Annotated in this window: 13 protein-coding genes and 2 pseudogenes; 6 read left to right on the top strand and 9 right to left on the bottom strand. The window is 68.5% G+C overall.

The genetic code is table 11. From position 1 onward, the window contains the following. Positions 1–85 precede the first annotated feature (85 nt). The 4 genes from ACSDQ9_RS13865 to ACSDQ9_RS13850 are packed head-to-tail and all read left to right on the top strand — an operon-like array spanning position 86 to position 3550. On the top strand, positions 86–1450 hold the full coding sequence (locus ACSDQ9_RS13865) for an aminotransferase-like domain-containing protein (RefSeq protein ID WP_435147972.1): 1365 nt from the start codon (positions 86–88) through the stop codon (positions 1448–1450). Between the two features lie 23 nt (positions 1451–1473). Next, entirely contained in the window at positions 1474–2421 is a 948-nt protein-coding gene (locus ACSDQ9_RS13860) for a D-alanine--D-alanine ligase family protein (RefSeq protein ID WP_435147971.1), read from the top strand. Further along, positions 2418–3122 (top strand): SURF1 family protein, encoded by a 705-nt coding sequence (locus tag ACSDQ9_RS13855; RefSeq protein ID WP_435147970.1) that lies wholly within the window; start codon positions 2418–2420, stop codon positions 3120–3122. The genes ACSDQ9_RS13860 and ACSDQ9_RS13855 overlap by 4 nt, the downstream gene beginning before the upstream one ends. After that, complete coding sequence (locus tag ACSDQ9_RS13850) at positions 3119–3550, top strand: DUF3817 domain-containing protein (protein ID WP_435147969.1); 432 nt, start codon at positions 3119–3121, stop codon at positions 3548–3550. The genes ACSDQ9_RS13855 and ACSDQ9_RS13850 overlap by 4 nt, the downstream gene beginning before the upstream one ends. A gap of 118 nt (positions 3551–3668) precedes the next feature. Here ACSDQ9_RS13850 and ACSDQ9_RS13845 read toward each other — a convergent pair whose 3' ends face one another. The 8 genes and pseudogenes from ACSDQ9_RS13845 to rpmH form a co-directional block, all read right to left on the bottom strand. Continuing rightward, on the bottom strand, positions 3669–4619 hold the full coding sequence (locus ACSDQ9_RS13845; RefSeq protein WP_435147968.1) for a ParB/RepB/Spo0J family partition protein: 951 nt from the start codon (positions 4617–4619) through the stop codon (positions 3669–3671). 75 nt (positions 4620–4694) lie between these two features. After that, positions 4695–5582, bottom strand: coding sequence for a ParA family protein (locus ACSDQ9_RS13840; protein ID WP_435147967.1), 888 nt, complete (start codon positions 5580–5582; stop codon positions 4695–4697). Positions 5583–5638: 56 nt separating this feature from the next. Then, positions 5639–6259 carry a 16S rRNA (guanine(527)-N(7))-methyltransferase RsmG gene (gene rsmG, locus ACSDQ9_RS13835; protein ID WP_435148023.1) on the bottom strand — a complete coding sequence of 207 codons (621 nt, stop codon included), beginning with the start codon at positions 6257–6259 and terminating at the stop codon, positions 5639–5641. 83 nt (positions 6260–6342) lie between these two features. Further along, entirely contained in the window at positions 6343–6978 is a 636-nt protein-coding gene (locus ACSDQ9_RS13830) for a Jag family protein (protein ID WP_435147966.1), read from the bottom strand. A 72-nt stretch (positions 6979–7050) separates the two neighbouring features. Next, a complete protein-coding gene (gene yidC, locus ACSDQ9_RS13825) occupies positions 7051–8130 on the bottom strand; it encodes a membrane protein insertase YidC (protein ID WP_435148022.1) in 1080 nt (359 codons plus the stop codon). Positions 8131–8240: 110 nt separating this feature from the next. Then, positions 8241–8495, bottom strand: a pseudogene (gene yidD, locus ACSDQ9_RS13820) (membrane protein insertion efficiency factor YidD); the annotation flags it as partial. Continuing rightward, positions 8492–8890, bottom strand: a complete 399-nt coding sequence (rnpA, locus tag ACSDQ9_RS13815; protein ID WP_435147965.1) for a ribonuclease P protein component — start codon at positions 8888–8890, stop codon at positions 8492–8494. The gene rnpA and the pseudogene yidD, both read right to left, overlap by 4 nt. 8 nt (positions 8891–8898) lie before the next feature. Continuing rightward, on the bottom strand, positions 8899–9036 hold the full coding sequence (rpmH, locus tag ACSDQ9_RS13810) for a 50S ribosomal protein L34 (protein ID WP_435147963.1): 138 nt from the start codon (positions 9034–9036) through the stop codon (positions 8899–8901). Between the two features lie 494 nt (positions 9037–9530). Between rpmH and dnaA the strand changes: the two genes are divergently transcribed. After that, the gene (gene dnaA, locus ACSDQ9_RS13805; protein ID WP_435148021.1) at positions 9531–10991 is read left to right on the top strand and encodes a chromosomal replication initiator protein DnaA; all 1461 of its coding nucleotides are present in this window, start codon (positions 9531–9533) and stop codon (positions 10989–10991) included. 419 nt (positions 10992–11410) lie between these two features. Here dnaA and ACSDQ9_RS13800 read toward each other — a convergent pair whose 3' ends face one another. Further along, positions 11411–13630: a RecQ family ATP-dependent DNA helicase gene (locus ACSDQ9_RS13800; protein WP_435148020.1), complete on the bottom strand. Its 2220-nt coding sequence runs from the start codon at positions 13628–13630 to the stop codon at positions 11411–11413. 278 nt (positions 13631–13908) lie between these two features. Here ACSDQ9_RS13800 and ACSDQ9_RS13795 point away from each other — a divergent pair. Next, positions 13909–14386: pseudogene (locus tag ACSDQ9_RS13795) on the top strand (DNA polymerase III subunit beta); the annotation flags it as partial.

Raw genomic sequence — 14386 nt, 5'->3', positions numbered from 1 at the left:
GTCCCTCGACGCGTGGCGGGCCAGCTCGTCCCATTGCCCGCGAGGCCCATCGTATGTCGCCACCACATGCGGCACAGTGGGATGCGTGACTGATGACCAGACCCAGCAACTGCCCGCGACGACACCTTCCCAGGGTGCCGCCGCCGCAGCCGCCGGGGCTCGTCAGGACACCCGGTTGGACAACTACGTCGACCGCTACGCCGACCGCACCCACTCGATGCGCGCCTCGGCGGTGCGGGCCCTGTTCTCGGTCGCGAATCGTCCCGAGGTGGTCTCGCTCGCCGGCGGCATGCCGAACATCACCGACCTGCCGCTCGGCGTGGTAGCGGAGTCGCTGTCGAACCTGATCCTCACCAACGGGCCGCAGGCCATGCAGTACGGCTCGGGCCAGGGCGAGCCGATGATTCGCGAGGCGATCACCGAGGTGATGGCGCTCGAGGGCATCCACGCCCACCCCGACGACGTGGTAGTCACCTGCGGCTCACAGCAGGCCCTCGACCTCGTCACCCGCATCTTCTGCAACCCCGGCGACGTCGTGATCGTCGAGGCACCCAGCTACGTCGGCGCGCTGACGACCTTCCGCAGCTACGAGGTCGAGGTCGTGCACGTCGCGATGGACGACGACGGCATCCAGCCCGACGCCCTCGAGCAGGCGGTCGCCTCGGTGCGCGCCCGCGGCAAGGAACCGAAGTTCCTCTACACGATCCCCAACTACAACAACCCCTCGGGCATCACCCAGCCGTGGGCGCGTCGTGAGCAGTTGGTCGATCTGGCCCACCGGCTCGACCTGCTGATCGTCGAGGACAACCCGTACGGCCTGCTGTCGCTGGATGCGGAGCCGATTCCCGCGATCCGCTCGATCGAGGACGAGCGCGTGCTCTACCTCGGGTCGTTCTCGAAGACGTTCGCGCCGGGTTTCCGGGTGGGCTGGGTGCTCGCTCCGCACGCGGTGCGCGAGAAGATCACGCTCGCCCAGGAGGCGGCCACGCTGTGCCCGCCCGTGTTCAGCCAGTTCGCCATCGCCGCCTATCTGCGCGACCACGACTGGAAGCAGCAGATCGTCACGTTCAAGGACATGTACCGGGCCCGCCGCGACGCCATGCTCGCCGCCCTGACCGAGTACATGCCCGAGGGCACGACCTGGACCGAACCGGCGGGCGGCTTCTTCGTCTGGGTGACGCTGCCCGACGGGCTCGACTCGCAGGCGATGCTGCCCCGCGCCGTGACCGCCCGCGTGGCCTACACCCCCGGCACCGCCTTCTACGCCGATGGGTTCGGCTCGGGTCACATGCGGCTGTCGTTCTGCTACCCCACGCCGGCGAACATCCGCGAGGGGGTGCGTAGGCTGGCCGAGGTGATGCGCCGCGAGCTCGACCTGCAGCGCACCTTCGGCATCCGGACGACGGCCCGGCACGGCATCGACCCGGGGCCCGCACCCGACGTCAATTGAGCCCGACGAGAGTGGAGAAGCCCATGAGCGACCTGACCGAGGTGATCGTCCTCGCCGGAGGACTGAGCCACGAACGAGACGTCTCGCAGCGGTCGGGGCGACGGGTGGCGATCGCCCTGCGCCAGGCGGGGCACCAGGTCATCGAGTCCGACGTGAACGCCGGGGTGGTCGACCTGCTACGCGGCCACCAGGGTGCGGTGGTGTTCCCGCTGCTGCACGGCGGGGTCGGTGAGGACGGCGCCCTGCGCGAGGTCTTCCAGCTGCTCGGCGTGCCCTTCGTCGGCGCCACTGCGGCCGCCTCGCGGGTGACCTTCGACAAGTCGATCGCCACCCCGGTGGTCGCCGCCCGCGGAGTGCGGACGCCCCGCCAGATCGCCCTCCCCCACGAGATCTTCCGCGAGCTCGGTGCGGCCGCCCTGGTCGAGTCGATCGTCGGCACGCTCGGACTGCCCGTGATGGTCAAGCCGTCGCGCAGCGGGTCGGCCCTGGGTGCCTCGAAGGTCACCACGGCGGACGACCTGCCCGCCGCCATGGTGGCCGCCTACGCGTACGGGTCGATGGCCGTCGTCGAGGAGTTCATCGAGGGCACCGAGGTGACGGTGACGGTCCTGGGCGAGGGTGAGAGCGCCGTCGCGCTGCCCGCGGTCGAGATTCGTCCCGACTCGGGGGTCTACGACTATGCGTCTCGTTACACCGCCGGGTCGACCCGATTCGTGACGCCCGCCGAGGTGTCGGACGAGATCGCCGCCGCCTGCTCGGAGCTGGCGCTGTCGGCCTACCGCGCCCTCGGCCTGCGTGATCTTGGTCGCATCGACATCATGATCAACTCCGCGGGCGACCCCGTCTTCATCGAGGGCAATGTCGCGCCCGGCATGACGGAGACCTCGGCGGTTCCTTTGGCCTTGTCAGCCGCCGGTCGGGAGCTGGGGAAGGTGTGCAGCGAGTTGGTCGTGGAGGCCGCCTCGCGATGAGCATCACGCTCAAGCGGACCATGATCATCATGGTCGGGGTGGCCCTGGCCGTGCTGATGATCGTGTTGGGGTTGTGGCAGATGCGCACCGCCCGACTGCACGGCAAGGAAGCGACCGAGGAGCGCGCCGCCCAACCGCCCGTCGCCCTGGCCAGCGCTGCGCCGTCCGGGACGAATGTCGATGCCCTCTACGGACGACAGGTCACGCTCACCGGGAGCTATCTGCCCGAGCAGCAGCTGTTCGTGGGCACGGCGTACCCGTTGCGCGTCGTCACGGCCTTCCGCACGACCGATGGACGGGTGGTGGCCGTCGTCCGGGGTTCGGTGGCCTCGCCGTCGGTGACCGCGCCCACTCCCCCGGCGGGAACGGTGACGCAGACCGGGTTGGTGATGCCCTCGGAGGAGGCGGTGCGGACCGATGTGCCGCTGCAGGACGCCGGCCACTCCCCCGTGCGAGCCTCGCTGCGCATTCCCGAACTCGTGCAGAGCTGGCCCACGCCGATGATCAATGGTTTCGTGAACCTGGGCGCCGCCGATGCGACCGGTCAGGGGCTGAAGCCGGCGCCGGTCACGCTGCCCGATGGGCAGGAGTCGACCCGCAACGCCGGCTACGCGCTGCAGTGGTGGGTGTTCGCGGGCGTGGCGATCGTCGGTTCGGTGGTGATTTCGCGCTCGGTGCGCCCGGGTAGGCTGAACGGGTGAACGATCGCGCTGGTGACCCTGCTGTTGACCCGGTTCTGGACGAGCTCGACCCCGACGCCATTGACCCAGACGCCATTCACCCAGATGACGTGGCGACCATTCGCAAGTCGTTGGTCTTCTACCGGGTGATGGCCTACGTGGTGGGCGTGCTGCTGGTGGTGCTGGTGTGCGTGGGTGTTCCCATGAAGTACCTGCTGCATGACGATCGCGTCGTGGTCTGGACGGGTGTGCCGCACGGCTGGCTCTACATGATCTTGATCATCTCGGCCTTCAACGTCGGCCGTCGGGTCAACTGGTCGTGGCTGCGGCTGATCCTGATCGCCCTGGCGGGAACGGTTCCCTTCCTGTCGTTCGTGGCCGAGCACTACGCCACCAAGGACGTGCGGGCGAAGCTCGCGGCCGTCCGTTCGACCCCGACGGACGTCTGACCCTCCCCCACCGGTTGCCGAGTCCCGGGCAACCCCGTCGGTCGATGATCTCGACACGTCGCTCGTTCCTGCTTCTACTCGACATACCGGTATGTCGATAAATCGTTAAGGCGTTAGATCACCTCTCGATGATGCGCATCAGGCGCTCGAGGTCGTCCTCACTGGCGAACTCGATCGTGATCTTGCCCTTGTTCTTGCCGATGTCGACCTTCACGCGGGTGTCGAAGTGGTCACTGAGCTCCTGGGACAGTTCCAACGCCTTGGCGGACGGCTGCCGCGTCGAGCGTCGACGTGTCTCCCCCGCGCCGGCTCCTCGTCCCTCCCCCACGGTGACCAGCTCCTCGGTGGTCCGCACCGACAGGCCTTCCGCAACGATCCGCTGCGCCAACCGCTCCTGGGCCGCCGCGTCCTCGAGCATGAGCAGTGCCCTGGCGTGCCCCGCCGAGAGAACGCCCGCGGCCACCCGCCGCTGCACCCCGGCAGGCAGTCGCAGCAGGCGAATCGTGTTCGAGATCTGGGGACGAGACCGCTTGATGCGCTTGGAGAGCTCCTCCTGCGTGCAGCTGAAGTCCTCCAACATCTGCTGGTACGCGGCCGCCTCCTCCAGAGGGTTGAGTTGGGCGCGATGCAGGTTTTCCAGCAGGGCATCTCGCAAGAGATCGGTGTCGTCCGTGCCACGAATGATGACGGGAACGGTCGTGCGCCCCGCGAGCTTGGAGGCCCGGAGCCTCCGCTCCCCCATGATCAGCTCATAGCCGTCGCCCACCGGGCGCACGACCATGGGCTGCAGCACCCCGACTTCGCCGATGGAGTCCGCCAACTCCTGCAGCATCTCTTCATCGAAGACGGTGCGCGGCTGCCGAGGATTGGGGACGATCTGCTCGATCGGCACCTCGACGTAGCGTGAACCGTCCGCCAGGGCCGCGCTCGGCTCCTGTGTTTCACGTGAAACATCCGCGCCAGCAGACGCCCCCTCCGCGGACTCCGTTTCACGTGAAACGGTCTCCTCCGTGGGCCGGAACAGTTCGCCCAGGCCGCGGCCCAGGCCTGTCTGCTTGGGTTTCGCCATGGATTCTCCTCGAACTACCTGAATCTCGAACTACCTGGATGGTGGACAACAATGCAGCCGGCTGCGACGCCCGCGTCAGTGGGCCAGCCGTTCGGCCAGCTCGGCGGCCGCCCGACGGTACGCCTCGGCGCCCGCGGACGTGGGGTCATAGGTCAACACTGAGCTACCGAAGCTGGGCGCCTCCGCCACCCGCACCGAACGCGGGATGGGCGTGTGCAGGATCTGATCACCGAAGTGGCGCATCACTTCGTCCGCCACTTGCTGTGACAACTTGGTGCGCGAGTCGTACATGGTCAGCAGCACCGCCCCCAGCCTCAGATGATCATTGAGACCCACCTTGACCCGATCGATCGTCCGCATCAACTGCGTCAATCCCTCGAGCGCGTAGTACTCGGTCTGGATGGGAACGATGATCTGATCGGCCGCCACGAGCGCGTTCAGCGTCAGCAGTCCCAGCGATGGGGGACAGTCGAAGAAGACGACGTCAACCTCGTGCTCGGCCGTGTAGGCGTCCAGCGCCCGCTTCAGGCGCCGTTCGCGCCCCGTGGCGTTCACCAACTCGAGCTCCGCGGCAGCCAGGTCGATCGTGGCAGGCACGACCAACAAGTGGCCGCTCTCCGTCGACTGCACGGCGTGGTCGCCGATGGGCTCGTCGTCCAACAGCACTTCGTAGGTGCCGATCGTGCCGGAGGAATGCTCCACACCCAGGGCCGTCGAGGCGTTGCCCTGAGGGTCGACGTCGACCACCAGCACCCGCAGGCCACCGGCGGCCATCGCCGCGGCCAGATTGACCGTGGTCGTCGTCTTGCCGACGCCACCCTTCTGATTGGCCACCACGAAACGCACCGGCGACGTCGGGCGGGGGAGGGGAGTGGGTTCGCTCAACGCCCGGCGCGGAGCCGCCGGGGGAGCGGATGTTTCACGTGAAACGTCGGCGGACGTTGGCCCAGTAGGGACTGCCACGGTGGAACTCCTGGCACTAGGGAAGCGATCCGTCCCAGACTAGCGTGGCTGCCCCCCTACGATGACTCAGCGCGATGGACGACCAGAGCCGTCGTCGCCTCCGCCAAGGGGTGCGCGCGCACCTGCTGCAGCTCGGCGGTGAGCTTGAGCCGCGCGAGCAGTGCGCTCGCGTCATCAATCTCCTCTGCCACCGACGACCCCTTGAGCGCCACCAACCGCCCCTGGGGGAGCCACAGGTGCCTCGTCCAACCGAGCAACTTGGACAGGGGAGCGACGGCACGGCAGGTGACCACGTCGACCTGCTCGCGCCAGTCCTCAGCGCGACTGCGGACCACCCGCACCCGGTCGCCCAGACCGAGCTCGTCCACCGCCAACTCCAGGAAGGTCGCTCGACGCAGCAGCGACTCGATCAGGACGACCTCGAGATCGGGTCGCAGCAGCGCCAGGGGCAGCCCGGGCAGGCCGGCCCCGGACCCCACGTCCGCCACCCGCAGTCCGTCACCGATGACGGACGACAGGGCGGCCGAGTTCAGCACATGCCGATCCCAGAGCCGATCGTCCTCACGAGGGCCCAGAAGACCCCACTCCATACCTCTATTTCTCAATATATCGACATATTGAGAAATTACTTCGAAGTGAGATCCGTAAACCTCCTGGGCGACGCCGACAGGGGACAGCCCCCCGAGGCGTGCAACCGAGTCCGAGGACTCGGCTGCACGATTCGGGGGGCTGGCGGAAGCGTCGCGGTCAGACACGGGCGTCAGGCGGGCAGGATGACGACGCAGCGCTTGGGCTCCACGCCCTCGGACTCGCTGGTCAGACCCTGCTCGGCGACGACGTCGTGCACCACCTTGCGCTCGAACGGGTTCATGGGCTGCAGTCGCACCTTCTCACCGGTCTCCTTGACCTCGGCGATCGCATCGCGGGCGATGTTCTGCAGCTCCTTGACCCGCTTCTCGCGGTGCCCACCGATGTCGAGCATGAGCCGCGAGCGGTGACCGGTCTCGGTCATCACGGCCAGGCGCGACAGCTCCTGCAGGGCCGCCAGCACCTCGCCGTCCTTGCCGACCAGCACGTCGGTGTCGGTCACGATCGAGACGTGCGCACGGCCGCCCTCGGTGTAGGTGTCGATGTCGCCGTCGAGGTCGGCGATGTCGAGCAGCTCCTCGAGGTAGTCGGCGGCAATGTCGCCCTCGCCGTCGAGCTCGTCGCCTTCGTCGGCATCCTCATCCGAAGCGGACGAGCCTGCGGCGCCCGGCGCTTCGGGAGTCGCCTCAGCCTGGGCCTCCCCAGCCTGCGAATCTTCGGCCTGCGTCTCTTCAGCTGGGGCGCCCGCCTCCACAGCGGCCTGGCCCTCGTCCGCGGGAACCTCGTCCGGCGAAACCTGATCGGTCATGATTCTCCTTCGTCCACCCCCTGGTGGGGGCGGGGATCAACGGCGCGGTCCGTCCGAGCCGGTGGGGGAGGGTCAGCTCTTGCGGCGGGCCCGGGTGGTGCGGTTGGGCTGCTGACGGGTCACGGTGGTTCGTCCGTCGGCGTTCGTGCGGGTGGTCTGACGCACAGTCTGGCGGTTCACGCCCTGTCGCGCCACGGCATGGGTCTCGGTGCCGTCCTCGGCCACGGTGACCACGCTCTCGGCAGCCTTGGGCTTGCCTAGGCGCTTCTCCCGACGCTGGCGCTCGAGCTCGTCCGGGTCGATGCCCTTGGCGCGCATGCGCTCCTGCCAGTCGACGTAGGCCGGGGTGTTCGGCGAAGGGTTGCGGTGGATCAGCAGCCACTGCTGCACGTAGGTCCACAGGTTCGAGGTCAGCCAATAGATCAGCACACCGATGGGGATGTAGACGCCGCCGAAGGCGTACATCACCGGGAACATGTAGAGCATCATCCGCTGCTGCTGCGCCATCGGGCCCGTGAGGGCTTCCGGCGGCATGTTCTTGCGCATCAGCTGCAGCTGGGTGAGGAAGAGCACCGCGGTCATCGCCACGATCAGCACCAGACAGAGAATCTGGGTGGCCCCGAAGCCGTCGGACAGCGGCCAGAACTTGCCGGCCAGGCTGGCGCCGAAGATCTTGGCGTGCTGCAGCGAGGTCATCAGCTCGGGGTTGTCGCGGAAGAAGGTGCCGCGCGGAATGCCGCGGGCGGCGCCGTCCAGCACGCGGAACAGGGCCAGGAAGATCGGCATCTGCAGCAGCAGCGGCAGACAGGAGGCGGCCGGGTTGATGCCCTCCTCCTTGTACAGCTTCATCATCTCCTGGCCGGCGCGCTCGCGGTCGGAGCCGTACTTCTCCTGGATCGCCTTCACCTTGGGCTGGATCAGCTGCATGTTGCGCGACGAGTTGATCTGGCGCACGAACAGCGGGATCAGCGCGAGTCGAATCACGACGGTCAGGCTGACGATGGCGAGCGTCCACGCCCAGCCTTCGTGGTTGCCGACCAGCGGCAGCCAGATGCGGTGGAAGAGCGTCACCAGCCCCGACACGGCCCAGTAGAGGGGCTGCATCATGGCGCTGATGATGTCCTTGAAGGTGCTCCAGATGCTCAGCAGCATCACCAGGTTGATCAACGACGTCACGGGGTCACCTCAGGTTGAACGGTGGAAGAAGGGTGGTGGGGTGCGGCCGGGGCGGTCGGCGGCTGACCAGCCGCCGCCTGTTCCGCCCTCCATTGTGCCGCCTCGGGTGTACCGGGCACGGGGTCGTACCCCCCGGCGGACCATGGATGACACCTGAGCAGGCGCCAGATGATCAGGCCCGACCCCTTGACGGCGCCGTGCACGTCGACGGCCCGCAGACCGTAGGCCGAACACGACGGGTGGTACTTGCAGACGTCGCCGTACAGCGGCGACACGACCGCTCGCCACGCGCGGATGAACCCCAGCAGGAGCCAGGTCAGCGGGCGGAAGCGGCGGCTCATCGTCCGCCCCGCAATCGTGCTTCGCAGGCCCGCCAGGCGCCGGTCAGGTCGGCCTCCAGACGATCGGACGACGCGCCCGCGGCCGCCGGCAGGGCCCGCACCACCACGTGCAGACCCCCCGCATCGGTCGCGGACGAGGTGACCAGGCCTCGAGCCAGGTGACGCAGTCGACGCTTCACCCGATTGCGGACGACGGCCCCGCCCACACTCTTGGACACAACAAAGCCCACCTGGGTCGACGAGGCGGTCGCGGGGGACTCTGCCACGTCGGTCACAGGAGGGCTGAGGTGTGTGCGCGCGTGCACGACGAGCGTCGGACGAGCGACGCGCACGCCGGAGCGCACGGTGCGGCGGAAGTCATCCGACGCCCTCAGGCGTGCGGCGGCCGCCAGCACGAGAGGACTCAGGCCGACAGTTCGTCGCGGCCCTTGCGGCGGCGAGCGGCCAGGATGGCGCGGCCGGCACGCGTCCGCATCCGGGCGCGGAAACCGTGGGTGCGGCTGCGACGACGGTTGCTGGGCTGGAAGGTGCGCTTGGTCACGGGATTGCTCCGTTGGTGTGTGGTGGAACCTCGCCCGGGTGGGCGCAGGGGGAAGAGGTCGCTGCTGGCAGCGACTGGTCAACGATACGCAATCCGTCGGGGGATCAGCAAACCGGACGACCCCAGCTCGGGCCGCCGCAAAGAATTACACCAGTGTAGTCCAGTCGCCACGCCGGGAAACTTTGGAATAGTTTCGCTCTCGCCTTGCAGGTGGGCCGGTCAGTCACTAGCGTTCACGGAACCAGCTCGTGCCGGGCACGAGCATCTCCGTTCCGGGTTCGATGCGGCACCCCCTGCCCAACTCGGCAGCGGGGTCACAAGCATGCGGGTCGTCCGACTCGTCGCCTGTGGACAACATCTGTGGACAACGCCTTGCTCGCACGCCGCGAGCATGCAATTCTGACGTTTCCACATGGTTGTCCACAGGGGCTCGGATGACCGGTCAGGCCAGTGTTCGAAGCGGCTGCCACCGCCGGAAGGAGTCACCAGTGTCGATGGAGGCGCGCTCCGGCGTTGACGATGCGCACCCCGCGACACCGACCCTCGACGGTGCCTGGAAGACGATCCTCGACTCGTTCGACAAGGGCACCCGGGCGTGGCTGCGCAGCACGAAACCCCTGACCATTCACGATTCAACCATCGTCATCGCGGTGCCGAGCGAGTTCCTGCGCGAGCGGGTCGAGTCGACCTACCGCGCCCGGCTCGAGGAGTCACTCTCTGATCAGTTCCGTCGCGAGATGCGGATCGCGGTCACCATCGAGCCCGATCTCGAGCTGAGCCTGCACCCCGCCGAGGTCGACACCGGCGACGCCGATCTCGACATCACCCCCGGAATCGACACCGATCGTTCCCAGGACGGGCCGGCTGGGGACAAACCTGTGGACAACTCCGCTCCCGCGCTTGTCGGCGCGAGCGACGAGCTGCGCCTGAACCCCAAGTACAACTTCGAAACCTTCGTCATCGGCCCCTCGAACCGCTTCGCCCACGCGGCGGCCGCCGCCGTCGCCGAGGCACCCGGCAAGTCGTACAACCCGCTGATGATCTACGGCGAGTCGGGCCTGGGCAAGACGCACTTGCTGCACGCCATCGGGCACTATGTCAGCCGCTACTACCAGCGCGTGCGGGTGAAGTACGTCAGCACCGAAGAGCTGACCAACGACTTCATCAACGCCATCGCCGAGAACCGTGGCTCGCAGTTCCGTCGCACCTACCGCGACGTCGACGTGCTCTTGATCGACGACATCCAGTTCCTGCAGTCGAAGATCCAGACGCAGGAGGAGTTCTTCCACACCTTCAACACGCTGCACAACGCGCAGAAGCAGATCGTGATGACCTCCGATCGTCCGCCCAAGCTGTTGGACGCCCTGGAGCCTCGCCTGCGCAGTCGCTTCGAGTGGGGACTGATCACCGACATCCAGCCGCCGGACCTTGAGACCCGCTACGCGATCCTCAAGAAGAAGGTCGCCGCGGAGGGCATGCTGTCGGTTCCCGGCGAGGCACTCGAACTGATCGCCTCCCGCGTGACCACCAACATCCGCGAGCTCGAGGGCGCGCTGATCCGGGTGACCGCGTTCGCCAGCCTCAACCGGCAGGACGTCGATCTGCCGCTCGCCGAGAAGGTGCTCTCCGACCTCATCCCCGAGGGTGGCGAGGCCCAGGTGACTCCCGACCTGATCATGTCGGAGTCGGCCGCCTACTTCGGGGTCACCGTCGACGAGCTGATCGGCACCTCACGCACCCAGGCGCTGGTGACGGCTCGCCAGATCGCGATGTACCTGTGCCGCGAGCTCACCGACCTGTCGCTGCCGAAGATCGGCGCCCAGTTCGGCGGCAAGGACCACACGACCGTGATGCACGCCGAGCGCAAGATTCGCGAGCTGCTCTCGGAGCGCCGGGCCGTCTACAACCAGGTCACCGAGCTGACCAACCGGATCAAGTCCGCCGGCACCCGCTGAGGTCGCCCCACCCCGCTGAGGCTCCCCGCCCGCCGAGCCCACCCAGCCCGGCTGAGGCGACGCGGCCATCGTCCGTTCTTCCCGTTTGCCCTTCGAAGGTGCATCTGCCGCCGTTTCAACGAGGGCACATGCATGCAACGTGGGCAAACGCGTCCTGACGGGCAGCCGCCGCTCGCCACGGAGTTGTCCACAGGGGTGGGACGAGGTCTGGGGACAACCGTGGACACCGATCAACACCCCCGGCCGCATCCACACCCCGGGATCGTCCGCCCCCAGTTCACCCACAGCCCGTCAACACCCTCATGGACGCTCTGGCCAGCGGGGATGCCGGTTGTCCACAGCTTCCACAGTTGAGACGAAGAAGACGACAAGACATGCATCTCTTCTTCCTTCAAAGTCAGTGGGTGGGGAATTGTGGATCAGCCGACGGCCGCCAGCGCCAACGGCATCACCGATGACGCACCGTGCTGCAGCAGCAGTCGTCCGGCGACGGCCATCGTCCACCGGGAGTCGACCAGGTCGTCCACGAGCAGCACCGGCCCGGGCACGGTCGGCAGCTGGGCGGCCAGCTCGCCGGGTACCTGGAACCGTTCCCAGACGTCACGCAACCGGTAGGCCGAGTTGGTCGACCCACGCAGCGGGCCGGCAGCGGGCGAGAGCGCCAACGACCCGAGCAGCGGCAGTCGTCCCGCCTGCGCGATGCCCTGGGCGAGGGACTCCACCAATCTCGGACGACCCAGGGTGGGCACCCACACCACCGCCGCGGGGCGTTCGTCCCACTGCCAACCGGCCAGCACGCCGATGACAGCTTGTCCCAGGTCGCCCGGCACCTCGCCGTCGACCGGGCGCCCGTCGGCATCGGTGGCGAACAGCTCGCGCAACCGACCGCCCCAGCCGAGGTCTGACAAGCGGGAGACGACGCGCCCCTCGGCGACCTGCTCCGCGGCCGGGATCTTGCCCTTCACCGGGCTTCCACTCTCGAGACGCAGCCCGAGTGTGTCGAGCCCGGTCGGCCACAGGGCCCGAGGCGCGATCTCGACGCCCACGCGCCGCAGCGAGGCCTGGGCCTCGTCCACGGCCGGAACGGCGATGTCGGTGGGGTACCAGACGCCGGCACAGACGTCGCAGCGGCCGCAGGGTGCCGTGTGGGGGTCGTCCAACTGGCTGGTGATGAAGGCCATCCGGCAGGTCGGGGGATCGTCGCGGTCGGCCGTCTCGTAGGCGAGCATGGCCTGCTGTTCGGCCACCCGGGCGGCGGCGATGCGGTCGTAGCGCTCGGCGTCGTAGACCCAGGGACGACCGGTGGCCACCCAGCCGCCGCTGACGTTCTCGGCGGCCCCGTCGACGGCCAGCACCTTCAGCAGCAGTTCCAGCGGCCCGCGCTTCAGGTCGACGCGCGCCTCCAGAGCGGGCACCGACAGGGGCTTGCCGGCCTCGCCGAGGGCGCCGAGCACGGCGTCGGCCTTGGCCTGGCTGGGCATGGCGTTGGTGGCGAACCAGTGCCAGATGTCCTGGTCCTCCACACCGGGCAGCAGCAGCACGTCGGCGGTCTCGGTGGCGCGACCGGCTCGTCCGACCTGTTGGTAGTAGGCGACCGGCGAGCTGGGTGCGCCCAGATGCACGACGAAGCCGAGGTCGGGCTTGTCGAACCCCATGCCCAGCGCCGAGGTGGCGATCAGCGCCTTCACCCGGTTGCCTTTGAGGGCATCCTCGGCCTGTTCCCGCTCGGCGGCATCGGTGCGGCCGGTGTAGGCCAGCACGTCGTGACCCGCCGCCGCCAGCGCCGCCGCCGTGTCCTCGGCGGCCGAGACCGTCAGGCAGTAGACGATGCCGCTGCCCGGCAGCGTGTCGAGGTGCTGCGACAGCCAGGCCAGACGGCGCGCGGGCAGGCCCACGTCGAGCACGCCGAGCCGCAGCGACTGGCGGGCCAGCGCTCCGCGCAGCGTGAACACCTCGTGCCCGCCGGAGGCCATCTGCTCGGCGACATCGGCCACCACCCGTTCGTTGGCGGTGGCCGTCGTGGCCAGGATCGGGACGCCGCCTGGCAGTTCGGCGATCAGGTCGCGGATGCGCCGGTAGTCGGGCCGGAAGTCGTGGCCCCAGTCAGAGATGCAGTGGGCCTCGTCGATCACCAGCAGGCCGCAGCCGGCCACGAGTGCGGGCAATTGCTCGTCGCGGAAGCGGGGGTTGACCAGGCGTTCCGGTGACACGAACAGCACGTCGACCTCGTCGTCGGCCAAAGCCTGCTCGACCAGGGACCATTCGGTGGCGTTGGCGGAGTTGATCATCGCGGCGCGCACGCCAGCCCGTTCGGCGGCCGCTACCTGGTCGCGCATCAGCGCCAACAGCGGGGAGACGATCAGCGCCGGGCCGGCACCCGCCCGGCGCTGCAGCAGCGCCGAGATGAAGTAGACCGCCGACTTGCCCCAGCCGGTGCGCTGCACCACCAGTGCCCGCCGGTGGTCGGCCACCAGCGCCTCGATCGCCTCGAACTGCCCGGGATGGAAGGTGGCCCCGGGTCGTCCGGTCAGGTCGGCGAGGATCGCCTCGGCCTCGTCGCGCAGGCCCTCGCGCCCCCGGTCGGCGACCCGTCCGCGGGCGGGGCGCGGGGTGGTGGTGCGCGCGGCGGGCACGGCCAGCTGCCAGTCGTTCGGCTGCCAGTCGGGCGGCGCGGACGTGTCGAACTCGTCGTCGGGCGGTGGCTCGTGGTCGAACTGGCTCATGGCCCCAGCCTGTCACCTGCCTCTGACAGTCGAGGGAGCTGAGGGGAGCCAGAGGGCTGGAGGCCGAGCGGGCGCCGGCGGGGTCTCGACGGAATTCCTGTCAGAGCCATCTGGCTGGATATGCTCATCAGGCGCGCACCGGGCGCGCGTTCCCAAGCATCTACGCACCATCGACGGGCGCCAAAGGGGTTGCAGTGAAGATTCGACTGGATCGCGATGTCATGGCCGAGGCTGTGGCGTGGGCTGCTCGCAGCCTGCCCTCACGCCCCTCGGCCCCGATTCTGGCCGGACTGCTGATCAAGGCCGATGCGACGGGGGTCACCCTGTCGAGCTTCGACCACGAGACCTCGGCCCAGATCCAGGTCAAGGCCGACGTGGTCGACCAGGGCGAGGCGTTGGTGTCGGGCAAGCTGCTCGCCGACATCGCCCGCTCGCTGCCCAACAAGCCGGTCGACCTCACCGCCAGCGGCACCAGCATGGAGCTGGTCTGTGGCTCGGCGCGGTTCACCCTGCAGACGATGCCGGTGGCCGACTACCCGAACCTGCCCGAGATGCCGTCGGCGACGGGCAACATTGAGTCCGACGTGTTCAGCCAGGCCGTCAGCCAGGTCGTGGTCGCGGCCGGCCGCGGAAAACTTCCGACCATCCTCCCCTATTGGGGAAACCAAAACA

Origin of the sequence: Aestuariimicrobium soli, assembly GCF_051192575.1 — a bacterium.
In the GTDB taxonomy this organism is placed as follows: domain Bacteria; phylum Actinomycetota; class Actinomycetes; order Propionibacteriales; family Propionibacteriaceae; genus Aestuariimicrobium; species Aestuariimicrobium soli.
This window is presented reverse-complemented; position numbering and strand designations above follow the sequence as displayed.